Origin of the sequence: Paenibacillus prosopidis, from assembly GCF_003337375.1 — a bacterium.
Classification (GTDB): Bacteria; Bacillota; Bacilli; order Paenibacillales; family Paenibacillaceae; genus Pristimantibacillus; species Pristimantibacillus prosopidis.
This window is the reverse complement of the sequence record NZ_QPJD01000004.1, coordinates 38,647-56,030: the sequence shown is the minus strand read 5'-3', so window position 1 is coordinate 56,030 and position 17,384 is coordinate 38,647. Positions and strand designations below refer to the sequence as shown.

Genomic DNA, 17,384 nt, shown 5'->3' with positions numbered 1-17,384 from the left:
TGATGGCATCCGTGAAATCAGCAAAGTTGCGCTGGCAGCTTGTCGCAGTTGTTTATACGACTAGTCTTTTTTATTTTTTGTTTCAGGGTGGCAAGACGTCATTTATGCTGTTTATCATACTCAATATGCTGTTGTTTTATTTGGTATTGGGACGGTGGAGCGGTATTAATAAAGTGTCCGGCAGCAGAGCTTATGCCAGCCCGGGGACGACAGCGCTTGATCAATCCTTGTCGGCGGGCAGCTCGCTTGACGTAAGCTTGAACGTAAAAATACCAGGCTATTATCCGCTTCCTTATGTCATTGTCAGAGATAAGCTGCATCGTCACAATGGGCAAAAGCTGGAATTTGAAACGTCGTTCGTTCCGAACTGGAAGCGAAGCGGTCAGGTCGTCTATCAAACGCCGCCGCTGCAGCGCGGTGAATACCGGTTTACCCAAACCGAATGTATCTCGTATGATGTGTTTGGCTTGTTCGAGCAAACCGGACAATTCGGCTCTGAGACGGTGTTCAGCGTGTTGCCGCAAACGGTGCCCCTGAGACAATGGCATGGCGTTCAGCGCGGGATCCGCGGACCGTATTCTCATGCGATTGCTTCCCGTTCGGCCAAGGAGACGACACAAATTAACGGCGTGCGCGAGTATTTATACGGCGATCGCTTGTCGCGCGTTCACTGGAATGCAACGGCAAAGACCGGGGAGTGGAAATCCAAGGCATTTGAGCGGGAGTCACTGCCGCGGACTCTAGTGGTCCTTGACCGGAATCCTGCCGGTTACCGTGGTGAATTGACGGCTCGCTTCGAACTTGCCGTATCGGCCGCTGCTTCACTTTTGGAAAACGGGTTGAAGGAAGATACCGCGATGGGACTGCTGTCTCTCGGGGAAAGCATGACGATGGTTTCTCCTAAATCAGGTATGGACCAACGTAATTTATTAATGAAGCATTTGACCTTTGTTGATGCGGATGCGTCACGCCCGCTCTATGCTTCCCTGCAGCGAGCGGATTCTTTGCTGGAGCCTGGCTGCTTCGCTATCGTTATTACATCAGAGGAAGGCGCTGACGTTATTCGCAGTATGGAATGGCTGTCACGGAAAGGTATTATTCCTTGTTTGCTGTACATTTCATCTTCTGTTGATAAGTTGAATCAACATACATCATGGAAGCAAGTCCTGCGTGAACGGGGCTGGCCTGTGTTCGAGATCCGCCAGCTGCAAGAGCTCCCCGTCGTACTGGAAGGGGGCAGTATTGCATGAAACAAAACATCAGGCTGCTATCAGCCTATTTAACGTCTAATTGGTATGAGAAGCTAACCTATTTATTCATTGCTGTTATCTTATCGAATACGATTGCTATTTTCGATGGCTTCTGGTGGGAAGAGACATACGCCATCGCTTATTACACATTATTTTCCGCTGCGGTTATCGATATTTTGCTGCCGCTTCGCAAACGGTTTGTGAAGCTGCTGCTTCAAATCTCGGCTGCAATCGTTATTACGACCCAATTCGCAAGAATGGACTGGGTAATTGCGAACCCGGAGCACTGGCAAGAGTGGGTATGGTGGCTGCAGGCGCATGCTGTACAGCTTCTTCCATTTATTTGGATTAGCGCCGTATTGCTCATGCTGCATGTTTTGTTTGGATTATGGATAGCGACTCGTCCCCGGATGTTTGGTTTTATCGGAGTGAGCATCTTTACGTTGACGATAGCTGATTCTTTTACGCCGATATGGCTTTGGGATGAGGTAGGCTTGGTTGTATTTATCGGGCTGCTTTGGCTCGTAGCGAACCATATGTCCAGGCTTCAGCGAGAACATCCAAGAAGCTGGAAGGAGCTCATTGAATATCCGCTTCAATTAATATTGCCTATTGCCCTGGTGTTGTCGATATTAATGGCAGTTGGATTGAATATGCCTTCCCTTTCTCCGATATTGCAGGATCCTTACACGATGTGGAAGGAGTCCAAAGGGGAGAAGGTTAAAATATTTCTTGGCGACAAGGGTACGGATGCGATCACGCCTGGCAGCTCAGGCAATGCCAGCTCCGGTTACAGCAGAAGTGATGAATTGCTCGGCGGCGGTTTTGAGTACGATTATTCGCCGATGATGACGATTTCTACTTCACATCGCAGCTATTGGCGAGGCGAGACAAAGTCAGTTTATAGCGGTGACGGCTGGTATGACGTGGAAGGAAATGAAGAAGGAGACACGTATAGCCGCATTGAGAAAGGCGCTACGTTACCCATTCAGGACGAACGTCCTTTAGCCAAGACAATCGAAGTCAGCCAAATTGTGACGATGGTTCGTAAAGATGCCTATCCCGTTCTGTTTGCAGCCGCACCGGTGACGAGAGTGAATTGGATAGGCAATGAAGAGGCTCCTCTGCCAAAAGGTCTAATGTGGATGCCTGGTGCATGGGAGCTGCGTTGGCTCGATTGGTCCATGCAGAAGTATCCTGAAACGTATTCGGTCACTTCAAGCATTCCGGTGCTGGATGAAGAAGCGCTGCGGAAAGCAAAAGCTGGATGGTCCGATCCATCCCGCAATGCGTTGTATGTCCAATTACCGGATACCGTGCCTGCACGTGTGCGGGAGCTTGCCGAGAAGGTGACTGCAGAGGCTACAAACGATTACGAAAAAGCGAGACTTCTGGAAACGTATCTGAGACTAAATTTTTCTTACAATAATAAACCCGATGAGAGCAAGCTTACCGGCAAGACTACTGACTTCGTCGACCGGTTTCTATTTGAGCTGAAGGAAGGCTATTGCGACTATTTTTCCACATCGATGGCGGTCATGGCACGAAGCATCGGACTGCCCGCAAGATGGGTGAAGGGCTTTGCACCCGGAGTACTGCCGGCAAGTGCCTACGGCCCTCCTGGAGACATGCTGGAAGAGGATTTGAACCCGACTGGTGCAGGAACCTATACGGTTCGTAATTCCGATGCTCACTCATGGGTAGAGATTTATTTTGAAGGTTACGGCTGGATTCCATTCGAGGCTACCGCCGGCTTCTCGTTTCCTTATTCCATTGCGGAGGAGGAAGAGGCACCGCTGCCGGATTTGGATGGGAGCACAGGAGACACGGCTGCTGCAGGTGAAGAGGATACCAATACCAATGTAAAGCTGTGGGCTTGGAGCTCTGTCTCGCTGTTGACTATTCTTGGAGCAGCATGGCTCATTATCCGACGTGAGAAAGTTATCGCATCATGGCGGCGGATTAGACACGGCTCTTACACGAATAATGACCGTATCGTGATTGAGACGCATAAGCTGCTTCGGATTTGCAGGAAGCGCGGGATGGAACGGCAGGAGCATGAGACGCTGCGCGAGGCAGTAATGCGATGGTCGCAAAGCCAGAAACGGCTGCGTGATGATTTCAGGGCGGTAATCGATGGCTTTGAGCAAGCGAAATATAGCCCCGTCATCGCTTCAGCGGAAGATGCAGACCGCTTTGTTGTAAGGGTAAGGTCACTTATTGACCAGCTTAGATGACATCATACCGTCTGCCGGCGTTGCTCGGCGGCGGTATTTTTTTGCAACAAATTTGGTTTGTATGGTATAGTTTCGTAAGATAGCAGGCAGAAAGCAGAGGGATATCCATTATGTTTGAACGGCTGTTGCCGCATATGCGCGTCAATACGGTTTACGAAATAAATGTAGATGAGCTGCATGCGAGAGGCGTCCGCGGCATCATTACGGATTTGGACAATACGCTGGTCGGTGCGAAGGAAGCGTTAGCTACGCCTGAGCTTGTACAATGGCTTGATTTTGTTCGCTCACGCGGCTTTCAGGTTGTTATCGTTTCTAATAATAATGAAACGCGTGTAGCGAAGTTTGCTGCACCGCTTCAAATTCCGTACATACATGCGGCCCGCAAGCCTGCAGGAAAATCCTTCCGTAAAGCACTTAGCGTATTGGGACTAGCTGCGGAGCATACTGTCGTTATCGGCGACCAGATGCTGACGGATGTGCTTGGCGGAAATAGGATGGGCTTATATACGATTCTCGTCACGCCGATAGCGCCTGCGGATGAAGGTATAATGACCCGGGTGAATCGGAAGATTGAACGGTTTGCATTAATTCGTTTAAGGAAAAAAGGGTTATGGTACGAGGGGGAAACAAAGTGAAGGAACAACAGCATAGTCAGGCATCGTCATGTTCCGGCTGCGGCGTGCAGCTTCAATCAGGGAAGCCTGAATTGCCTGGATTTTTGCCCGAAGCCGCGATGGGACGCGATCCGGTTATTTGTCAGCGGTGCTTCCGCATCCGCAACTATAATGAAGCTTCATCGGTAGCCGTCGACCAGGACGATTTCCTAAGGCTGCTTGGCAGTATCGGCAGCACGGATAGCTTGGTCGTACACATTGTCGATTTGTATGATTTTGAGGGCAGCTTGATTTCCGGCTTGCAGCGGTTCGTCGGAAATAATCCGGTTTTGCTAGTCGTTAATAAGATCGATTTGCTGCCGAAAGCGATGAATGTAAATCGTCTTCGTAATTGGGTGCAGAAGCAAGCGAAGGCAGAAGGTCTGCGCACAGTCGATGTCGTTCTTTGCAGCGCGAAGCGGAATATGGGCTTTGAGCATGTTATTGATGCTCTCGAGCAATACCGGAACGGACGCGACGTCTACGTGGTCGGCGCAACGAATGTCGGTAAATCGACGTTAATTAATCGCCTTATCCGTGATTACAGCGATATGGAGCGTGAGCTGACGACCTCAAGGTACCCGGGAACGACGCTTGACGCAGTTCATATCCCGCTTGAAGACGGAAAAGCGATTATTGATACGCCCGGAATTGTATATGCTACACGTATGACCGAAATTGTACCGCGCAGTTTTCTTGGTTCACTTCTGCCGGACAAGCCGATAAAACCGCTTGTGTATCAATTAAATGCAGGTCAGACGCTGTTTATAGGCAGCCTTGTACGATTTGATTTTGTTGAGGGAGATCGTCAATCCTTTACGTTCTATATATCCAATGCGCTAAACATGCACCGTACGAAGCTCGAGCGGGCGGATGAGCTGTATGCTGACCATAGAGGCCAATTGCTTGGCGGGCCGTCGCTGGAGGAGCTCGAATCCATACCGGCATGGACAAGGCACTCGCTTCGCGTAAAACGCGGTGTGAACAAGGATGTGTTCATTTCCGGTCTAGGCTGGATACAAGTGAATGGAACAAGCGGAGCGCTGATTGATGTATATGCACCGAAGGGCGTGAAGGTCATGCTTCGCGACTCGATGATTTAACAAAGGCTTGGAAGGGGACTCACTTGTGACAAGTGCAGGAGAAGGAAACCGGATTGACAGCAATACGGTACTGTTTGGAGTAATCGGCAATCCAATCCGACATTCAAAATCACCGATTATGATGAATCGGGCATTTAAAGAAACGGGTATTAATGGTGTTTATGCCGCCTTTCATGTGACGAGTGACCGTGTAGCTGATTTTGCAGCGGGTGTGAGGGCGATGGGGATACGCGGCGTAAATGTAACGATCCCGCACAAGCTGGACATCATGTCCGTATTAGACGACATTGATGCGGGTGCGCAGGTAATAGGCGCAGTCAATACGATTGTTAATGAAAATGGACGGCTTATAGGCTATAACACGGACGGGATCGGATATGTCCGCTCTTTGAAGGAAGAAGTGGAACCGGAGCTTGCGGGTAAACGAATCGTTGTTATTGGAGCGGGCGGTGCGGCCCGGGGTATCGTTTACGCCCTTTCGAATGAGAATCCTGCGCATATAACAATTGCAAACCGTTCTTTAGAACGCGCCAAAGAGCTTACAGATGCCTTTCAAGATAAATGTGACATACAGGCTATACCGGATGATCAGCTGCAAGCAGCTTGTCAGCAAGCGGATATCATCATCAATACGACATCCGTCGGCATGTTTCCGAATACGGACGACACGCCCGTCGATGCCGCATGGCTGAAGCCGGGGGCGGTTGCAAGCGATTTAATATACAACCCGATAAAAACAAAATTTTTGCAAGAAGCAGAGCGGCACGGCTGCCGGACTCACGGCGGTTTAGGGATGTTCATCTATCAGGGGGCATACGCCTTCGAATATTGGACCGGTCAGCCCGCGCCGGTAGCGGCTATGCGTGAGACGGTTCTGGCAGCGCTGCAAAGCAAATAAACGCGCTAGTAGAAGCAACATGAATAAGAACGGATTCGAATTATCGAAATGAAAGAAGGAATACATCATGCTTACAGGCAAACAAAAACGATATTTAAGATCATTGGCTCACCATTTGCAGCCTATATTCCAGGTTGGCAAGGGCGGAACAAATGACCACCTTGTGCGTCACATCGAAGAAGCAATCGAGACCCGGGAGCTTATTAAAGTTTCCGTATTAAACAACTGCTTGGATGATCCGAAAGAAATCGGCGCAGAAGTTGCTGCAGCAGCAGGTGCGGAGCTCGTACAAGTCATCGGCAAAACAATCGTGCTCTACAAAGAATCTAAAGACAACAAACAAATCGAGCTTCCGAGCGCTGCTCGTAAATAATAAGAATTGCGAATTTTGGTGAAGCTTTTGACATCTTGCGATAATTGGCATACTAAAAGTGGAGCGGGAGTGTCGTTCTGAAGAAACGAAGTGGTAGCTTCTTGTTCTTCGGATTTTTACCTATTAATGTTTTATTAAATCAGTGAATCCGAGAACGAAAGCATCGTAAGAATGATACTCACGCGCAGCGGAGATTAGCCAGACAATTATTTGCTTGATGTGGGGAGGAGTACAACAAGTGAGTAAGATCGGAATTATGGGCGGAACGTTTGATCCAATCCATATCGGTCATTTGATTGCAGCTGAAACGGCGCGAGAGCATTGTGACCTGCACGAAGTCTGGTTCATTCCATCATATGTCCCTCCGCTCAAAGCGAATGAGCCTGGAGTCAGCGGCGAAAAGCGATACGAGATGGTATGCGGGGCAATTGAGAGCAATGCTGCTTTTCGTGCTTTGGATATCGAATTGCAGCGCGGCGGAGTAAGCTACTCGTACGATACGGTCATGGAGCTGCAGCGGCGTTATCCGAACCATTCGTTCTCCTACATAATCGGATCTGATCGGATAAACGATTTGCCTCAGTGGCATCAAATCGAGCAACTAGCGGCCCAGATTACATTTATTGGATTAGAGCGGACTTCCGATCCGTACGATATCGGCGCATTGCCGATTTTTTTAAAGGAACGGATAAGTCTGATTCACATGCCTGCAGTCGATATATCGTCAACAGCGATCCGAAGCAGAGTGAACGCGGGCCTGTCGGTCCAATATTTAGTGCCGGATTCGGTGCATAGCTACATGAGGAGGTACAAATTGTATGAATCGTGAGCAGATGATCGACAAAGTGAAGGCGGAAATGCCGGAGCGAAGGTGGCTGCATACGCAGGGGGTAATGGAAACCGCAGTCCTATTGGCCGAGCGGTTCGGCGAGGATCCCGTTAGGGCCGAGCTTGCCGCCATCCTGCATGATGTCGCCAAATATTGGCCGACCGAGCGAATGGAATCGATCATTCGTGAGAAAGGTTTACCATCAGAGCTGCTTCTGTACGATAAAGAGCTGTGGCATGCTCCAGTTGGCGCTTGGATCGCTGAACATGAATACGGCGTGACGGATGCTGATGTGCTGAATGCGATTCGTTACCACACATCTGGTCGAAGAGAGATGACAAAGCTGGAGAAGATTGTTTGCTTAGCTGATTATATGGAGCCGGGGCGGGATTTTCCAGGTGTAGAAACCATTCGTGAGTTAAGTGGGCATCATTTGGATAAGGCGCTTCTCGCAGGATTTAATTCTACAATTTCCTTCTTGCTTGAGAAGGGAAAACGTATTTTTCCGCTTACGATAGAAGCGCGGAATGCTTTATTAGAATAATATACAACAGGAGGCTGAGCTATGGCGTTACATTCGGATGAACTGCTTCAAATAACGGTTGCAGCAGCGGAAGATAAAAAAGCGGTGCGGGTCGTTGCATTAAATTTAAAAGAAGTTTCACTGGTAGCGGATTATTTCGTAATTTGCAGCGGAAATTCTGATACGCAGGTGCAAGCGATTGCGACAGAAATTAAGAAACAAGCGGAGAAGAACGGTAACCGCGTTCGCGGCATTGAAGGCGTTGATTCGGCCAGGTGGATACTTATTGACCTCGGCGATGTGATTGTTCATGTATTCCACCGCGATGAACGCGATTATTATAACATTGAACGGCTGTGGTCCGACGCGAAGGTTGTGGAGTTCGCATGAGTTTCGTAGCAGGTACGACACAGACGTTAAGGGTGACACGCGAGGTGTCGCCCTACGGTTATTTCTTGAGCGATGGGGAATCGGATGTGCTCTTGCATTATACCGAGCTTGTCGGATCGAAACCGAAAATCGGCGACGAAGTGGAAGCCTTCCTGTTCTACGATTCGGAAGACCGGCTAGCGGCTACGATGAAGAAGCCTTTTCTGCAGCTTGACGAGCTAGCAAGGCTGCAGGTTGCTGACGTTCATCCCCGTCTCGGCTGTTTTCTTGAAATGGGATTAGGCAGACATTTGCTGCTGCCGCTCTCAGAGCTGCCGGAAAGCATTGATTACAGACCGCTCCCGGGCGATGAGGTTTTTGTGGTCATGAAGCATGATAAGATCGGCAGGCTCATCGCAAAAATCGCCTATGAGGAAGAGCTGTCGAAGCTTGTATTCCCCGCACCTGCAAGCTGGAACAATCAATGGGTTGAAGGTTGGGTATCGAAAACGCTGCAGCTCGGTTCATTCGTCATCATCGATGGCGGCGTTGTCGGCTTTGGCGCGTACGGCCTCATTCCCAGCTCCGAGCGGACAAGACCGCTCCGCCTTGGCGAACGGGTGAGCGCACGCGTCACCTTTATACGTGAAGACGGCAGAGTGAATTTGTCGATGGCGCAGCGCAAAGAAATTGGACGAGTAGAGGATGCGGATCGCATTCTTGCCTTTATAAAAGAAAGACCAGGCGGCGGAATGCCGTATTCCGACCAGACGGATGCCGAGATCATCAAGCAAAAATTTGGAATCAGCAAGGGTGCTTTTAAACGCGCTATAGGGAAGCTGATGCGGGAAGGGCTAGTGACGCAAAAAGGAAGCTGGACATACTTGGCTCAGGGACCGGAGGCAGAAGCAGCTGGACAATCTGTTCAGCAAACGGATAACGGAGCCGCATCCTCTCAGTCTGAAGGAGCTGAAACGGAATGACGCGTTCCTATGGCCAGTTCGCAGCCGTATATGATCAATTAATGGAGGACATGCCTTATGCGGAATGGCTTGGCTTCGCAAGAGCCAGCTGGTCGCGGTACGGCATGCCTTCGACGGTTGTTGATCTTGGCTGCGGAACAGGAAGCATTTCGATCCCGCTTGCCCGTTCGGGCTTCCATGTATACGGTATCGATCTATCATCGGACATGCTCACCGTTGCCCGCAGCAAGTGGGATGAGACGCCTCAGCAGGTCACTCGGCCGCGTCCAGGCTCCATCCGCTGGTTGCAACAGGACATGCGGGATTGGGAGCTGCAGGAGCCCGTAGACGCGGTCATTTCGTTTTGTGATTGCTTGAACTATTTGACGGAGGAAGCCGACATCGAGGCAGCGTTCCGTTCTACATTTGCAGGATTGCGCAGCGGAGGGACGTTCTTGTTCGACATGCATCCGCCTAAGCAGTTAATTCGTTATGCGGAGGAACAGCCTTTCGTTCTAGATGAACGGGATGTCGCGTACATATGGACCTGCGACTTTGAGGAGGCGCGATGCGAAATCGAGCATCACCTTACGATTTTCGCACGCGATCACGATTCGAGATTTTACCGGTTTGAGGAATCGCATGTGCAGCGGGCGTACGACCCGGATTGGATTGAGGCTGCGCTGCGGCGGGCCGGCTTCAAGTCGGTCGACCGGTTTGCCGATTTCGAGCTTCTGCCGGCTCATAGCGGATCTGAACGTTTATTTTTTGCTGCAGTTAAATAACGTGAAGTGAATATGGGCAGGGGGTAACCCGCAAGATTAATGATCTTGCGGGTTACCCCCTGCTTTATGTTGCAGTGAATGGGGGAGACGCCCGTAGATAATGGGGCACTTATTCGCTTTAAATTGTCAAATATGCCTTTACGAGGTTAGAACTTGCCTAAACGTTAATCTGCAGCCAATACCAGCAAGGAAACTAGGAGCATTTCTTCCGATCTGTGATTAGGCAAGAGTGCCACAACATATTGTGTTGCGCGAAGGAATTGTCGTTTTGTGTAATTGATTGTAATATTTTATCGACAAGCTTTTTGTGAACAAGAAGAGCATTCGGACAGCTCTCAATTGACTGCATCTATAACTATATGTAGTGATTACACTCGTTAATTTATTCCCTGAGCGCATCCTTTAAGCGGCTGTTCATCCCTGCCGAAGCGGAGGCTCGACGGACAGCATCCAGCTTTAATTTCTTCAATTCTTGATTCATTTGCCTATTGTCTTGTTCTAATTTTTCTATATATGCAAGCAGCTCAGGAGCCGCGTAGCCGGCGTCAAGGCATAATTGCTCTACCAATTCGCGTATTTGTTCAGCAAGTGTTTTAGCATCCATTAGGGCCTCCAAATTAGCTATAAAATGTCACTATCCCATCATATCCGTATCTGTTAAAATAGTCGAGTGCGCCCAAAAAATAGATTCATATTTTCTCCATAATTTTCATTGACGGAACCTATATCTTGATGTAGAATCAAAAACATCAACTACATATTGATGTATATAGTGCCTTCAAAGATTGACCAATGGTAAATCTTGAATAAGCGCAGCTGACAGAAATGCTAGTCAGAAGCGCTATTTTTGATTGCTTAAATTCAGTAGGGGAGCGAACGTGCAATGCTAGTCGTCTATGATTCCAAAACAGGTAATGTCAAGCGTTTCATCAATAAATTGAATATGCGGGCAGTGCCTATTGATGAGAAGCAAGAGGTAGACGAGCCGTTCGTGCTGGTCACGTACACGACAGGGTTTGGCCAAGTTCCGGAGAAGGTGACTTCGTTCCTGCGAAGCAATTCAGATATGCTTCGCGGCGTATCCGCGAGCGGCAACCGCAACTGGGGATCAGGGTTCGCGAAGAGCGCGGACACGATCTCGGAAATGTACGATGTTCCCGTAATTTTGAAATTTGAATTATCGGGTACGAGTCAGGATACGCAACATTTTGTCGAAAGGGTGCGAACCATTGAAGCATATTGAACTGAACAACGAATTGATGCAGCGCGGTGCTGACGGCTTTTACCAGCTGGATAAAGATAAAGAGGCTGTTGCCGCATTTATGGAGGAAGTTGAAGAGAAAAGCGTCAAGTTTGACTCACTTCGCCACAAGCTAGACTACTTAATAGAGAACGATTACTACGATAATGTGTACGAAAAGTATACATACGAGCAGGTTGAAGCCGTTTTTACATTAACAGCAAACAGCGGGTTCGAATTCCAATCCTATATGGCAGCATCGAAGTTTTACAAAGACTATGCCATGAAGACGAATAACAAAACGCAGTATTTAGAGCAGTATTCGGACCGCGTGGCGATCGTTGCCTTGCACCTTGGCGAAGGCGATGCGGCAAGAGCGCTTCGAATTGCTGAAGCGATGATCGATCAGCGCTTGCAGCCGGCAACGCCAACCTTCCTGAACGCAGGCAAAAGCCGCCGCGGGGAAATGGTATCTTGCTTCCTGCTGGAAATGGACGATTCTCTCAACTCGATTAACTACGTGCTGGGCACATGCATGCAGCTGTCCAAAATCGGCGGCGGCGTTGCCGTCAACCTGTCGAAACTCCGCGGACGCGGCGAGCCGATCAAAGGGGTAGAAGGCGCAGCGAAGGGCATTATGCCCGTGCTGAAGCTGATGGAAGATGCTTTCTCCTATGCGGACCAAATGGGTCAACGCAAAGGATCCGGAGCCGGCTACTACAACATTTTCGGCTGGGATATTATCGAATTCCTTGATTGCAAAAAGATTAACGCCGACGAGAAGGCGCGCATCAAAACGTTGTCGATCGGCCTTATTATTCCAAATAAATTTTATGAACTGGCAGCACAAAATAAGCCGCTCTTCGTGTTCGGACCACATTCCGTACAGAAAGCATACGGCAAGCATCTCGATGACATGGATATGGACGAAATGTACGAAGAACTGCTCGCTAACGAAAAAGTAACGAAAAAGAAAGTCATGAACGCACGCGACATGCTGACAAAAATCGCCTCGATTCAGCTTGAATCCGGCTACCCATACATTATGAACAAGTCGAACGCCAACAGCATTCATGCTTTGAAGGATATCGGCTCCATTAAAATGTCCAACCTGTGCACGGAAATATTCCAGCTGCAGGAGACTTCGGAAATTAAGGATTACGGCTACGAAGACGTCATCCGCCGCGATATTAGCTGTAACCTTGCTTCGCTTAACATTGTTAATGTTATGGAGCGCAAGAAAGTGAAGGAATCGGTTCACGTCGGTATCGAAGCGTTGACGACAGTCAGCGATTTGTCCAAAATCGATAACGCTCCTGGCGTACGCAAAGCTAACGAGGAACTGCATTCCGTCGGTCTCGGCGCGATGAACCTGAACGGTTATCTGGCAAAAAACAAGATCGCTTACGAAAGCGAAGAAGCAAAGGATTTTGCCGGCGTATTCTTTATGATGATGAATTACTACTCCATCGAGCAAAGCATGGAAATCGCCAAAGAGCGCGGCATTACGTTCAAAGATTTCGACCGTTCCGAATATGCGAAGGGCACGTATTTCACCCGCTATGTGGAGAATGACTTCCGTCCGAAGACGGAGCGCGTGAAGGAATTGTTCGAAGGCATGGAAATTCCGTCGCCTCAGGACTGGGCAGCATTGAAGGAAAAAGTACAAAAGCACGGCTTGTATCATGCGTACCGTCTTGCTATTGCGCCTACACAAAGTATTTCGTACATCCAAAACGCGACTTCGAGCGTAATGCCGATCGTTGAACACATCGAAACGCGTACATATGCGAATTCGACGACTTACTACCCGATGCCATATTTGGCTCAAGACAACTACTTCTACTATAAATCGGCTTACAACATCGATCAGTTCAAGCTGATTGATCTTATAGCGGAAATTCAGCAGCACGTTGACCAAGGCATTTCCTCAGTGCTGCATGTAAATAGTAACGTGACAACTCGCGAGCTGGCGCGCTTCTACGTTTATGCTGCGCAAAAAGGGCTTAAATCGCTCTATTACACGAGAACCAAGCGTCTTTCCGTTGAGGAATGCACAAGCTGCGCCGTGTAAATCTAATTTAATCGATGCTTATGTAGCTAAGAAGGAGCTCACCAAATGAAAGCAGTGAACTGGAACCGCCCGGACGACGATTTCACGTTAACGTTCTGGCAGCAAAATGTTATGCAATTTTGGACGGATGAAGAAATTCCGTTATCGGATGATAAAATGGACTGGATGGAAATGACCGATGCTGAGCGTACGCTTTACAAAAACGTGCTCGGCGGTCTGACCCTACTAGATACGATTCAGGGCGGCATTGGCATGCCGAAAATTTTGGAGCATGTCGAAGGCTTGCAGCGTAAAGCTGTACTGTCATTTATGTCTATGATGGAGCAGATCCACGCCAAATCGTACAGCAGCATCTTCACAACGCTTGCATCGGGAGAAGAGATCGATGAAATCTTCAAATGGGTCGAGCAAAACGAGCAGCTGCAGAAGAAAGCGAACCTGATTGCTTCGTGGTACTCGAACATCACAGACTCGAAAGAGCTTTACAAAGCGATGGCTGCTTCCGTATTCCTGGAAAGCTACCTGTTCTACAGCGGCTTCTTCTACCCGCTATACTTGGCTGGACAAGGCAAAATGACGAGCAGCGGTGAAATCATCGATTTGATTCTTCGCGACGAGAGCATTCACGGTCTTTACGTTGGCGTACTCGCACAAGAGCTATACCAAACCTTTAGCAGCGAAGAGCAGCAGCAGCTTCAAAGTGAAGTGTACGCGCTTCTGAACGAACTTTATGAGAACGAGATCGTATATACCGAGCACCTTTACACACCGCTTGGTTTGACCGAGGAAGTAAACGCATATGTCCGTTACAATGCGAATAAGGCGCTTATGAATCTCGGCTTGGAGCCGCACTTCCCAGAAGAGCCGGTTAATCCAATCGTATTTAACGGAATCAGCACGCACACAAAGCAGCATGACTTCTTTTCCAAAAAAGGAAACGGCTACGTGCGCACGATTCACGTTGAACCTTTGAACGACGACGACTTCGTTTTCAACTTTTAGAATATAGGGTAAAAAACATCAAGTCCACGTGACCTGATGTTTTTTTGTTGAGGAACTTACATAGTAAACAACATTTATAGCTGAAAATGACTATCCTTTTACTGGGAAAGCATGATACACTATGGGCAGAGAAAGCTCATCCTAGCGCACAAGTCCTGACAGATTCGAAGGAGGAAATCGCGTGGAAAACTGCTCAATCGTTACAAAGCCTGCGCTCCATTTAGCTGGAATTAGCTACTGCGGTCCGTATTCGTCTTTTCCGGATGAAGCCATTCGGCTGCAAACTGAGTTTTTGACACGAAAGCATGAGCTGAATGACGCATCAAAATCAACGGTCCTGTACAGTCCGTATTTCGGAAATGAAGTGTTCGCAACCTACTGGGCTTGTTACGAGGTGCAGCATTTGGAGGAGGTCCCTCCGGGCATGGTGCAGTTTACGATTCCGGCACATCGCTATGCGATGGTAGCATGCTCGAACAAAAGGATCGGCGAAGGCTATGAGCAGCTGCACACTTGGATAAACGAGATGCGGCTCGAAAAGCAGGAAAACGCCGTATCACTAGAATTATTTTATATTGACGAGCATCATCTGGAGGAAGAGCCGGTAGAGCTGCTCATTCCGCTTAAAGGTTAATCCAATCCATATAATGTCTTACGCGGAAACGGGACGGAGCATCGAATGTCCAGCATTCGCTCTGCTTCGTTTTGTGAAGGCCAGCACGGCACCATTGACTCCGAAAGGAGTTTTTCTTGTTTATAGCGAGGATAGAAATCACGAAAGCAGGAATAAAGAAAGGAATGGTGGAACGATGAGTTACGCGTTGTATATCGTAGATGCATTTACAAATGTACGGTTTAAGGGGAATCCTGCGGCGGTATGCCTGCTGGATGCTCCTCAGGAAGAAAGCTGGATGCAGCACGTAGCTTCGGAAATGAACCTATCCGAAACGGCTTTCATTGTACCCAATAGAGATGGTTATGATTTGCGGTGGTTTACGCCTGAAGCAGAAGTGGATTTGTGCGGGCATGCTACACTGGCAACCGCTCATGTATTGTGGGAAACGGAAAGACTAGGGAGAGATAAGACGGCACGTTTCATGACGAAGAGCGGATTGTTAACCGCAAAGTTAACCGACGATTGGATTGTGATGGATTTTCCTGATGAGTGTCCGGAAGCGACGGTTGCTCCAGAGGAGCTTGTTCAAGGTCTCGGTCTGATTCCCAGGTTTGTTGGCCGCAATCGGATGGATTATTTCGTCGAGGTAGACAGCGAGGAGACGCTGCGAACGCTGCGGCCGGATTTCGGTCTATTAGCAAGGCTGCCGGCCCGCGGCGTCATTGTGACGAGCCGTGCGTCGGCAGGAGGCGCCTATGATTTTGTGTCGAGGGCATTTTATCCGGGGACCGGTATAGATGAGGACCCTGTTACGGGATCGGCTCACTGCGCACTTGCGCCATATTGGGCGAAGCGGCTCCGGAAGGATGAGCTGGTCGGCTATCAGGCATCGGAACGCGGCGGCATTGTGAAGGTAAAGCCGGATGGCGCACGGGTTTATTTATCGGGACAGGCAGTCACCGTACTTAAAGGACAATTGGAGGGCTAATTTCATGCTATTGATGAAGCTGCCGAAGGAGCAGAAGGAACAGCTCGTCATAAATATTCAGCAGTTTTTTGAGCTTGAGCGCTCGGAGACGATTGGATCCATCGCGGCGGAGCAGCTGCTTGATTTTATGATTAAGGAGATTGGACCCCATTTGTATAACCACGCTATAAACGACGCACGCAAAACAGTGCTTGAACGTATGCAATCACTAGAGGACGAGCTGTACGCGCTGGAGAAACCGGTAATTGTAAAGAGGTAGCTGAAATAGCGGTAAATATAGGCCTTATACCGCCAATCCGAGTCGTGCTGTACTCGAGTTGGCAGGTATAAGGCCTCTTTTTACCGCTATTCGTCTATTGCGATACTTTTGCCGGGTTTGGACTTTCTTGCCCGGGGCCCATAAAGCCTGTCTGCACGAGATTCAAAAATGTCTAATTGCCGGAAATGGAGCATCGCCCACATAATAAGGCAACACCGCTGACGAGGCGATGAACGACACCCGGAGGTGAACGAAAATGAAGCAGGTTGCAGCTCCGAACCTAAAACGGCCATCTCCCCATTATCGGCCAAGCGTGCTGCGGAGGTTAAAGAAAGATAAGTGGCTCTACTTGCTGCTATTACCCGGCTTGTTGTACTTCTTACTATTCAAATATGTTCCGATGTGGGGCGTTCTGCTCGCATTTAAAAATTATCAGCCATTTACAGGCTTTTGGAACAGTGAATGGGTCGGCGTCGAGCATTTCCGAATTTTTTTCTCGAATCCCGAGTTTTTTATGCTGCTGCGAAATACGCTTATTTTGTCCTTTTATAATTTGGTGTTTTTCTTTCCGGCTCCGATCATACTGGCTATTCTCCTGAACGAGATACGAGTAGCCATTTTCAAACGAACGGTTCAGACGTTGATATACGTACCGCACTTTATCTCGATGGTAATCGTCGCAAGTATGACCTATGTGTTTCTGACCACAGAAGGAGGCCCGGTCAATGAGCTGCTGTACACGTACACCGGCCGAAAAATAGAGTTTTTGGCAAGTCCGGATTGGTTCCGGCCTATGATTATTGTTCAAACGATTTGGAAGGAATGCGGCTGGGGGACGATTATTTTTCTGGCGGCGCTCGCTGCGGTGGATGTTGAACAATACGAAGCGGCGATTATGGACGGTGCGAACCGCTGGAAGCAAATTTGGCATATTACGCTGCCCTCCATTAGCAGTACAATCATTATTTTACTTATCCTGCGCATGGGCAATGTGCTTGAGAACGGCTTTGAGCAAATCTATTTGCTGCTTAACCCACTAAACAGGGAAGTGGCCGAGGTATTCGATACGTACGTGTATATGATGGGGATTACGCAAGGGGCTTTCAGCTACAGCACCGCCGTAGGTTTATTTAAAGCAATAATCGGTGTAATTCTCGTACTCGGCAGCAATTATTTGGCAAAAAAATTCGGGCAATCCGGACTCTATTAAACGGAAACGCACG

The 17,384-nt window shown here is 48.8% G+C and carries 19 protein-coding genes; 18 read left to right on the top strand and 1 reads right to left on the bottom strand.

The window, feature by feature from the left end:
- Positions 1–2 precede the first annotated feature (2 nt).
- The 11 genes from DFP97_RS07175 (at position 3) to DFP97_RS07125 (ending at position 9,982) form a co-directional block, all read left to right on the top strand.
- On the top strand, positions 3–1,250 hold the full coding sequence (locus tag DFP97_RS07175; protein ID WP_114379318.1) for a DUF58 domain-containing protein: 1,248 nt from the start codon (positions 3–5) through the stop codon (positions 1,248–1,250).
- On the top strand, positions 1,247–3,487 hold the full coding sequence (locus DFP97_RS07170; protein WP_114379317.1) for a transglutaminase TgpA family protein: 2,241 nt from the start codon (positions 1,247–1,249) through the stop codon (positions 3,485–3,487). The genes DFP97_RS07175 and DFP97_RS07170 overlap by 4 nt, the downstream gene beginning before the upstream one ends.
- A 110-nt stretch (positions 3,488–3,597) precedes the next feature.
- On the top strand, positions 3,598–4,122 hold the full coding sequence (locus DFP97_RS07165; RefSeq protein WP_114379316.1) for a YqeG family HAD IIIA-type phosphatase: 525 nt from the start codon (positions 3,598–3,600) through the stop codon (positions 4,120–4,122).
- Positions 4,119–5,243, top strand: a complete 1,125-nt coding sequence (gene yqeH / locus DFP97_RS07160; RefSeq protein WP_245975973.1) for a ribosome biogenesis GTPase YqeH — start codon at positions 4,119–4,121, stop codon at positions 5,241–5,243. Before DFP97_RS07165 ends, yqeH begins: the two co-directional genes overlap by 4 nt.
- 25 nt (positions 5,244–5,268) lie before the next feature.
- Positions 5,269–6,141 carry a shikimate dehydrogenase gene (gene aroE, locus DFP97_RS07155; protein ID WP_245975972.1) on the top strand — a complete coding sequence of 291 codons (873 nt, stop codon included), beginning with the start codon at positions 5,269–5,271 and terminating at the stop codon, positions 6,139–6,141.
- 67 nt (positions 6,142–6,208) lie between these two features.
- Entirely contained in the window at positions 6,209–6,514 is a 306-nt protein-coding gene (gene yhbY / locus DFP97_RS07150; protein WP_114379314.1) for a ribosome assembly RNA-binding protein YhbY, read from the top strand.
- A gap of 238 nt (positions 6,515–6,752) precedes the next feature.
- Positions 6,753–7,343, top strand: a complete 591-nt coding sequence (nadD, locus tag DFP97_RS07145) for a nicotinate-nucleotide adenylyltransferase (RefSeq protein ID WP_181873390.1) — start codon at positions 6,753–6,755, stop codon at positions 7,341–7,343.
- Entirely contained in the window at positions 7,333–7,887 is a 555-nt protein-coding gene (gene yqeK, locus DFP97_RS07140; RefSeq protein WP_114379312.1) for a bis(5'-nucleosyl)-tetraphosphatase (symmetrical) YqeK, read from the top strand. The genes nadD and yqeK overlap by 11 nt, the downstream gene beginning before the upstream one ends.
- 21 nt (positions 7,888–7,908) lie before the next feature.
- Positions 7,909–8,256, top strand: a complete 348-nt coding sequence (rsfS, locus tag DFP97_RS07135) for a ribosome silencing factor (protein WP_114379311.1) — start codon at positions 7,909–7,911, stop codon at positions 8,254–8,256.
- A complete protein-coding gene (locus DFP97_RS07130; RefSeq protein ID WP_114379310.1) occupies positions 8,253–9,218 on the top strand; it encodes a CvfB family protein in 966 nt (321 codons plus the stop codon). The genes rsfS and DFP97_RS07130 overlap by 4 nt, the downstream gene beginning before the upstream one ends.
- The gene (locus DFP97_RS07125; protein ID WP_114379309.1) at positions 9,215–9,982 is read left to right on the top strand and encodes a class I SAM-dependent DNA methyltransferase; all 768 of its coding nucleotides are present in this window, start codon (positions 9,215–9,217) and stop codon (positions 9,980–9,982) included. Before DFP97_RS07130 ends, DFP97_RS07125 begins: the two co-directional genes overlap by 4 nt.
- A 382-nt stretch (positions 9,983–10,364) precedes the next feature.
- Here DFP97_RS07125 and DFP97_RS07120 read toward each other — a convergent pair whose 3' ends face one another.
- A complete protein-coding gene (locus tag DFP97_RS07120) occupies positions 10,365–10,586 on the bottom strand; it encodes a hypothetical protein (protein WP_114379308.1) in 222 nt (73 codons plus the stop codon).
- Between the two features lie 279 nt (positions 10,587–10,865).
- Between DFP97_RS07120 and nrdI the strand changes: the two genes are divergently transcribed.
- The 7 genes from nrdI to DFP97_RS07085 all read left to right on the top strand — a co-directional run bounded on the left by nrdI (position 10,866) and on the right by DFP97_RS07085 (position 17,371).
- Entirely contained in the window at positions 10,866–11,225 is a 360-nt protein-coding gene (gene nrdI, locus DFP97_RS07115; RefSeq protein ID WP_114379307.1) for a class Ib ribonucleoside-diphosphate reductase assembly flavoprotein NrdI, read from the top strand.
- Positions 11,212–13,296, top strand: coding sequence for a class 1b ribonucleoside-diphosphate reductase subunit alpha (gene nrdE, locus DFP97_RS07110; protein WP_114379306.1), 2,085 nt, complete (start codon positions 11,212–11,214; stop codon positions 13,294–13,296). Before nrdI ends, nrdE begins: the two co-directional genes overlap by 14 nt.
- A 45-nt stretch (positions 13,297–13,341) precedes the next feature.
- The gene (gene nrdF / locus DFP97_RS07105; RefSeq protein WP_114379305.1) at positions 13,342–14,298 is read left to right on the top strand and encodes a class 1b ribonucleoside-diphosphate reductase subunit beta; all 957 of its coding nucleotides are present in this window, start codon (positions 13,342–13,344) and stop codon (positions 14,296–14,298) included.
- A gap of 181 nt (positions 14,299–14,479) precedes the next feature.
- The gene (locus DFP97_RS07100) at positions 14,480–14,932 is read left to right on the top strand and encodes a GyrI-like domain-containing protein (protein ID WP_114379304.1); all 453 of its coding nucleotides are present in this window, start codon (positions 14,480–14,482) and stop codon (positions 14,930–14,932) included.
- A gap of 175 nt (positions 14,933–15,107) precedes the next feature.
- Positions 15,108–15,902, top strand: coding sequence for a PhzF family phenazine biosynthesis protein (locus tag DFP97_RS07095; RefSeq protein WP_114379566.1), 795 nt, complete (start codon positions 15,108–15,110; stop codon positions 15,900–15,902).
- Positions 15,903–15,906: 4 nt separating this feature from the next.
- Positions 15,907–16,161, top strand: a complete 255-nt coding sequence (locus DFP97_RS07090; RefSeq protein ID WP_114379303.1) for a DUF2164 domain-containing protein — start codon at positions 15,907–15,909, stop codon at positions 16,159–16,161.
- Positions 16,162–16,417: 256 nt separating this feature from the next.
- The gene (locus tag DFP97_RS07085; RefSeq protein ID WP_114379302.1) at positions 16,418–17,371 is read left to right on the top strand and encodes an ABC transporter permease; all 954 of its coding nucleotides are present in this window, start codon (positions 16,418–16,420) and stop codon (positions 17,369–17,371) included.
- Positions 17,372–17,384: the final 13 nt, after the last annotated feature.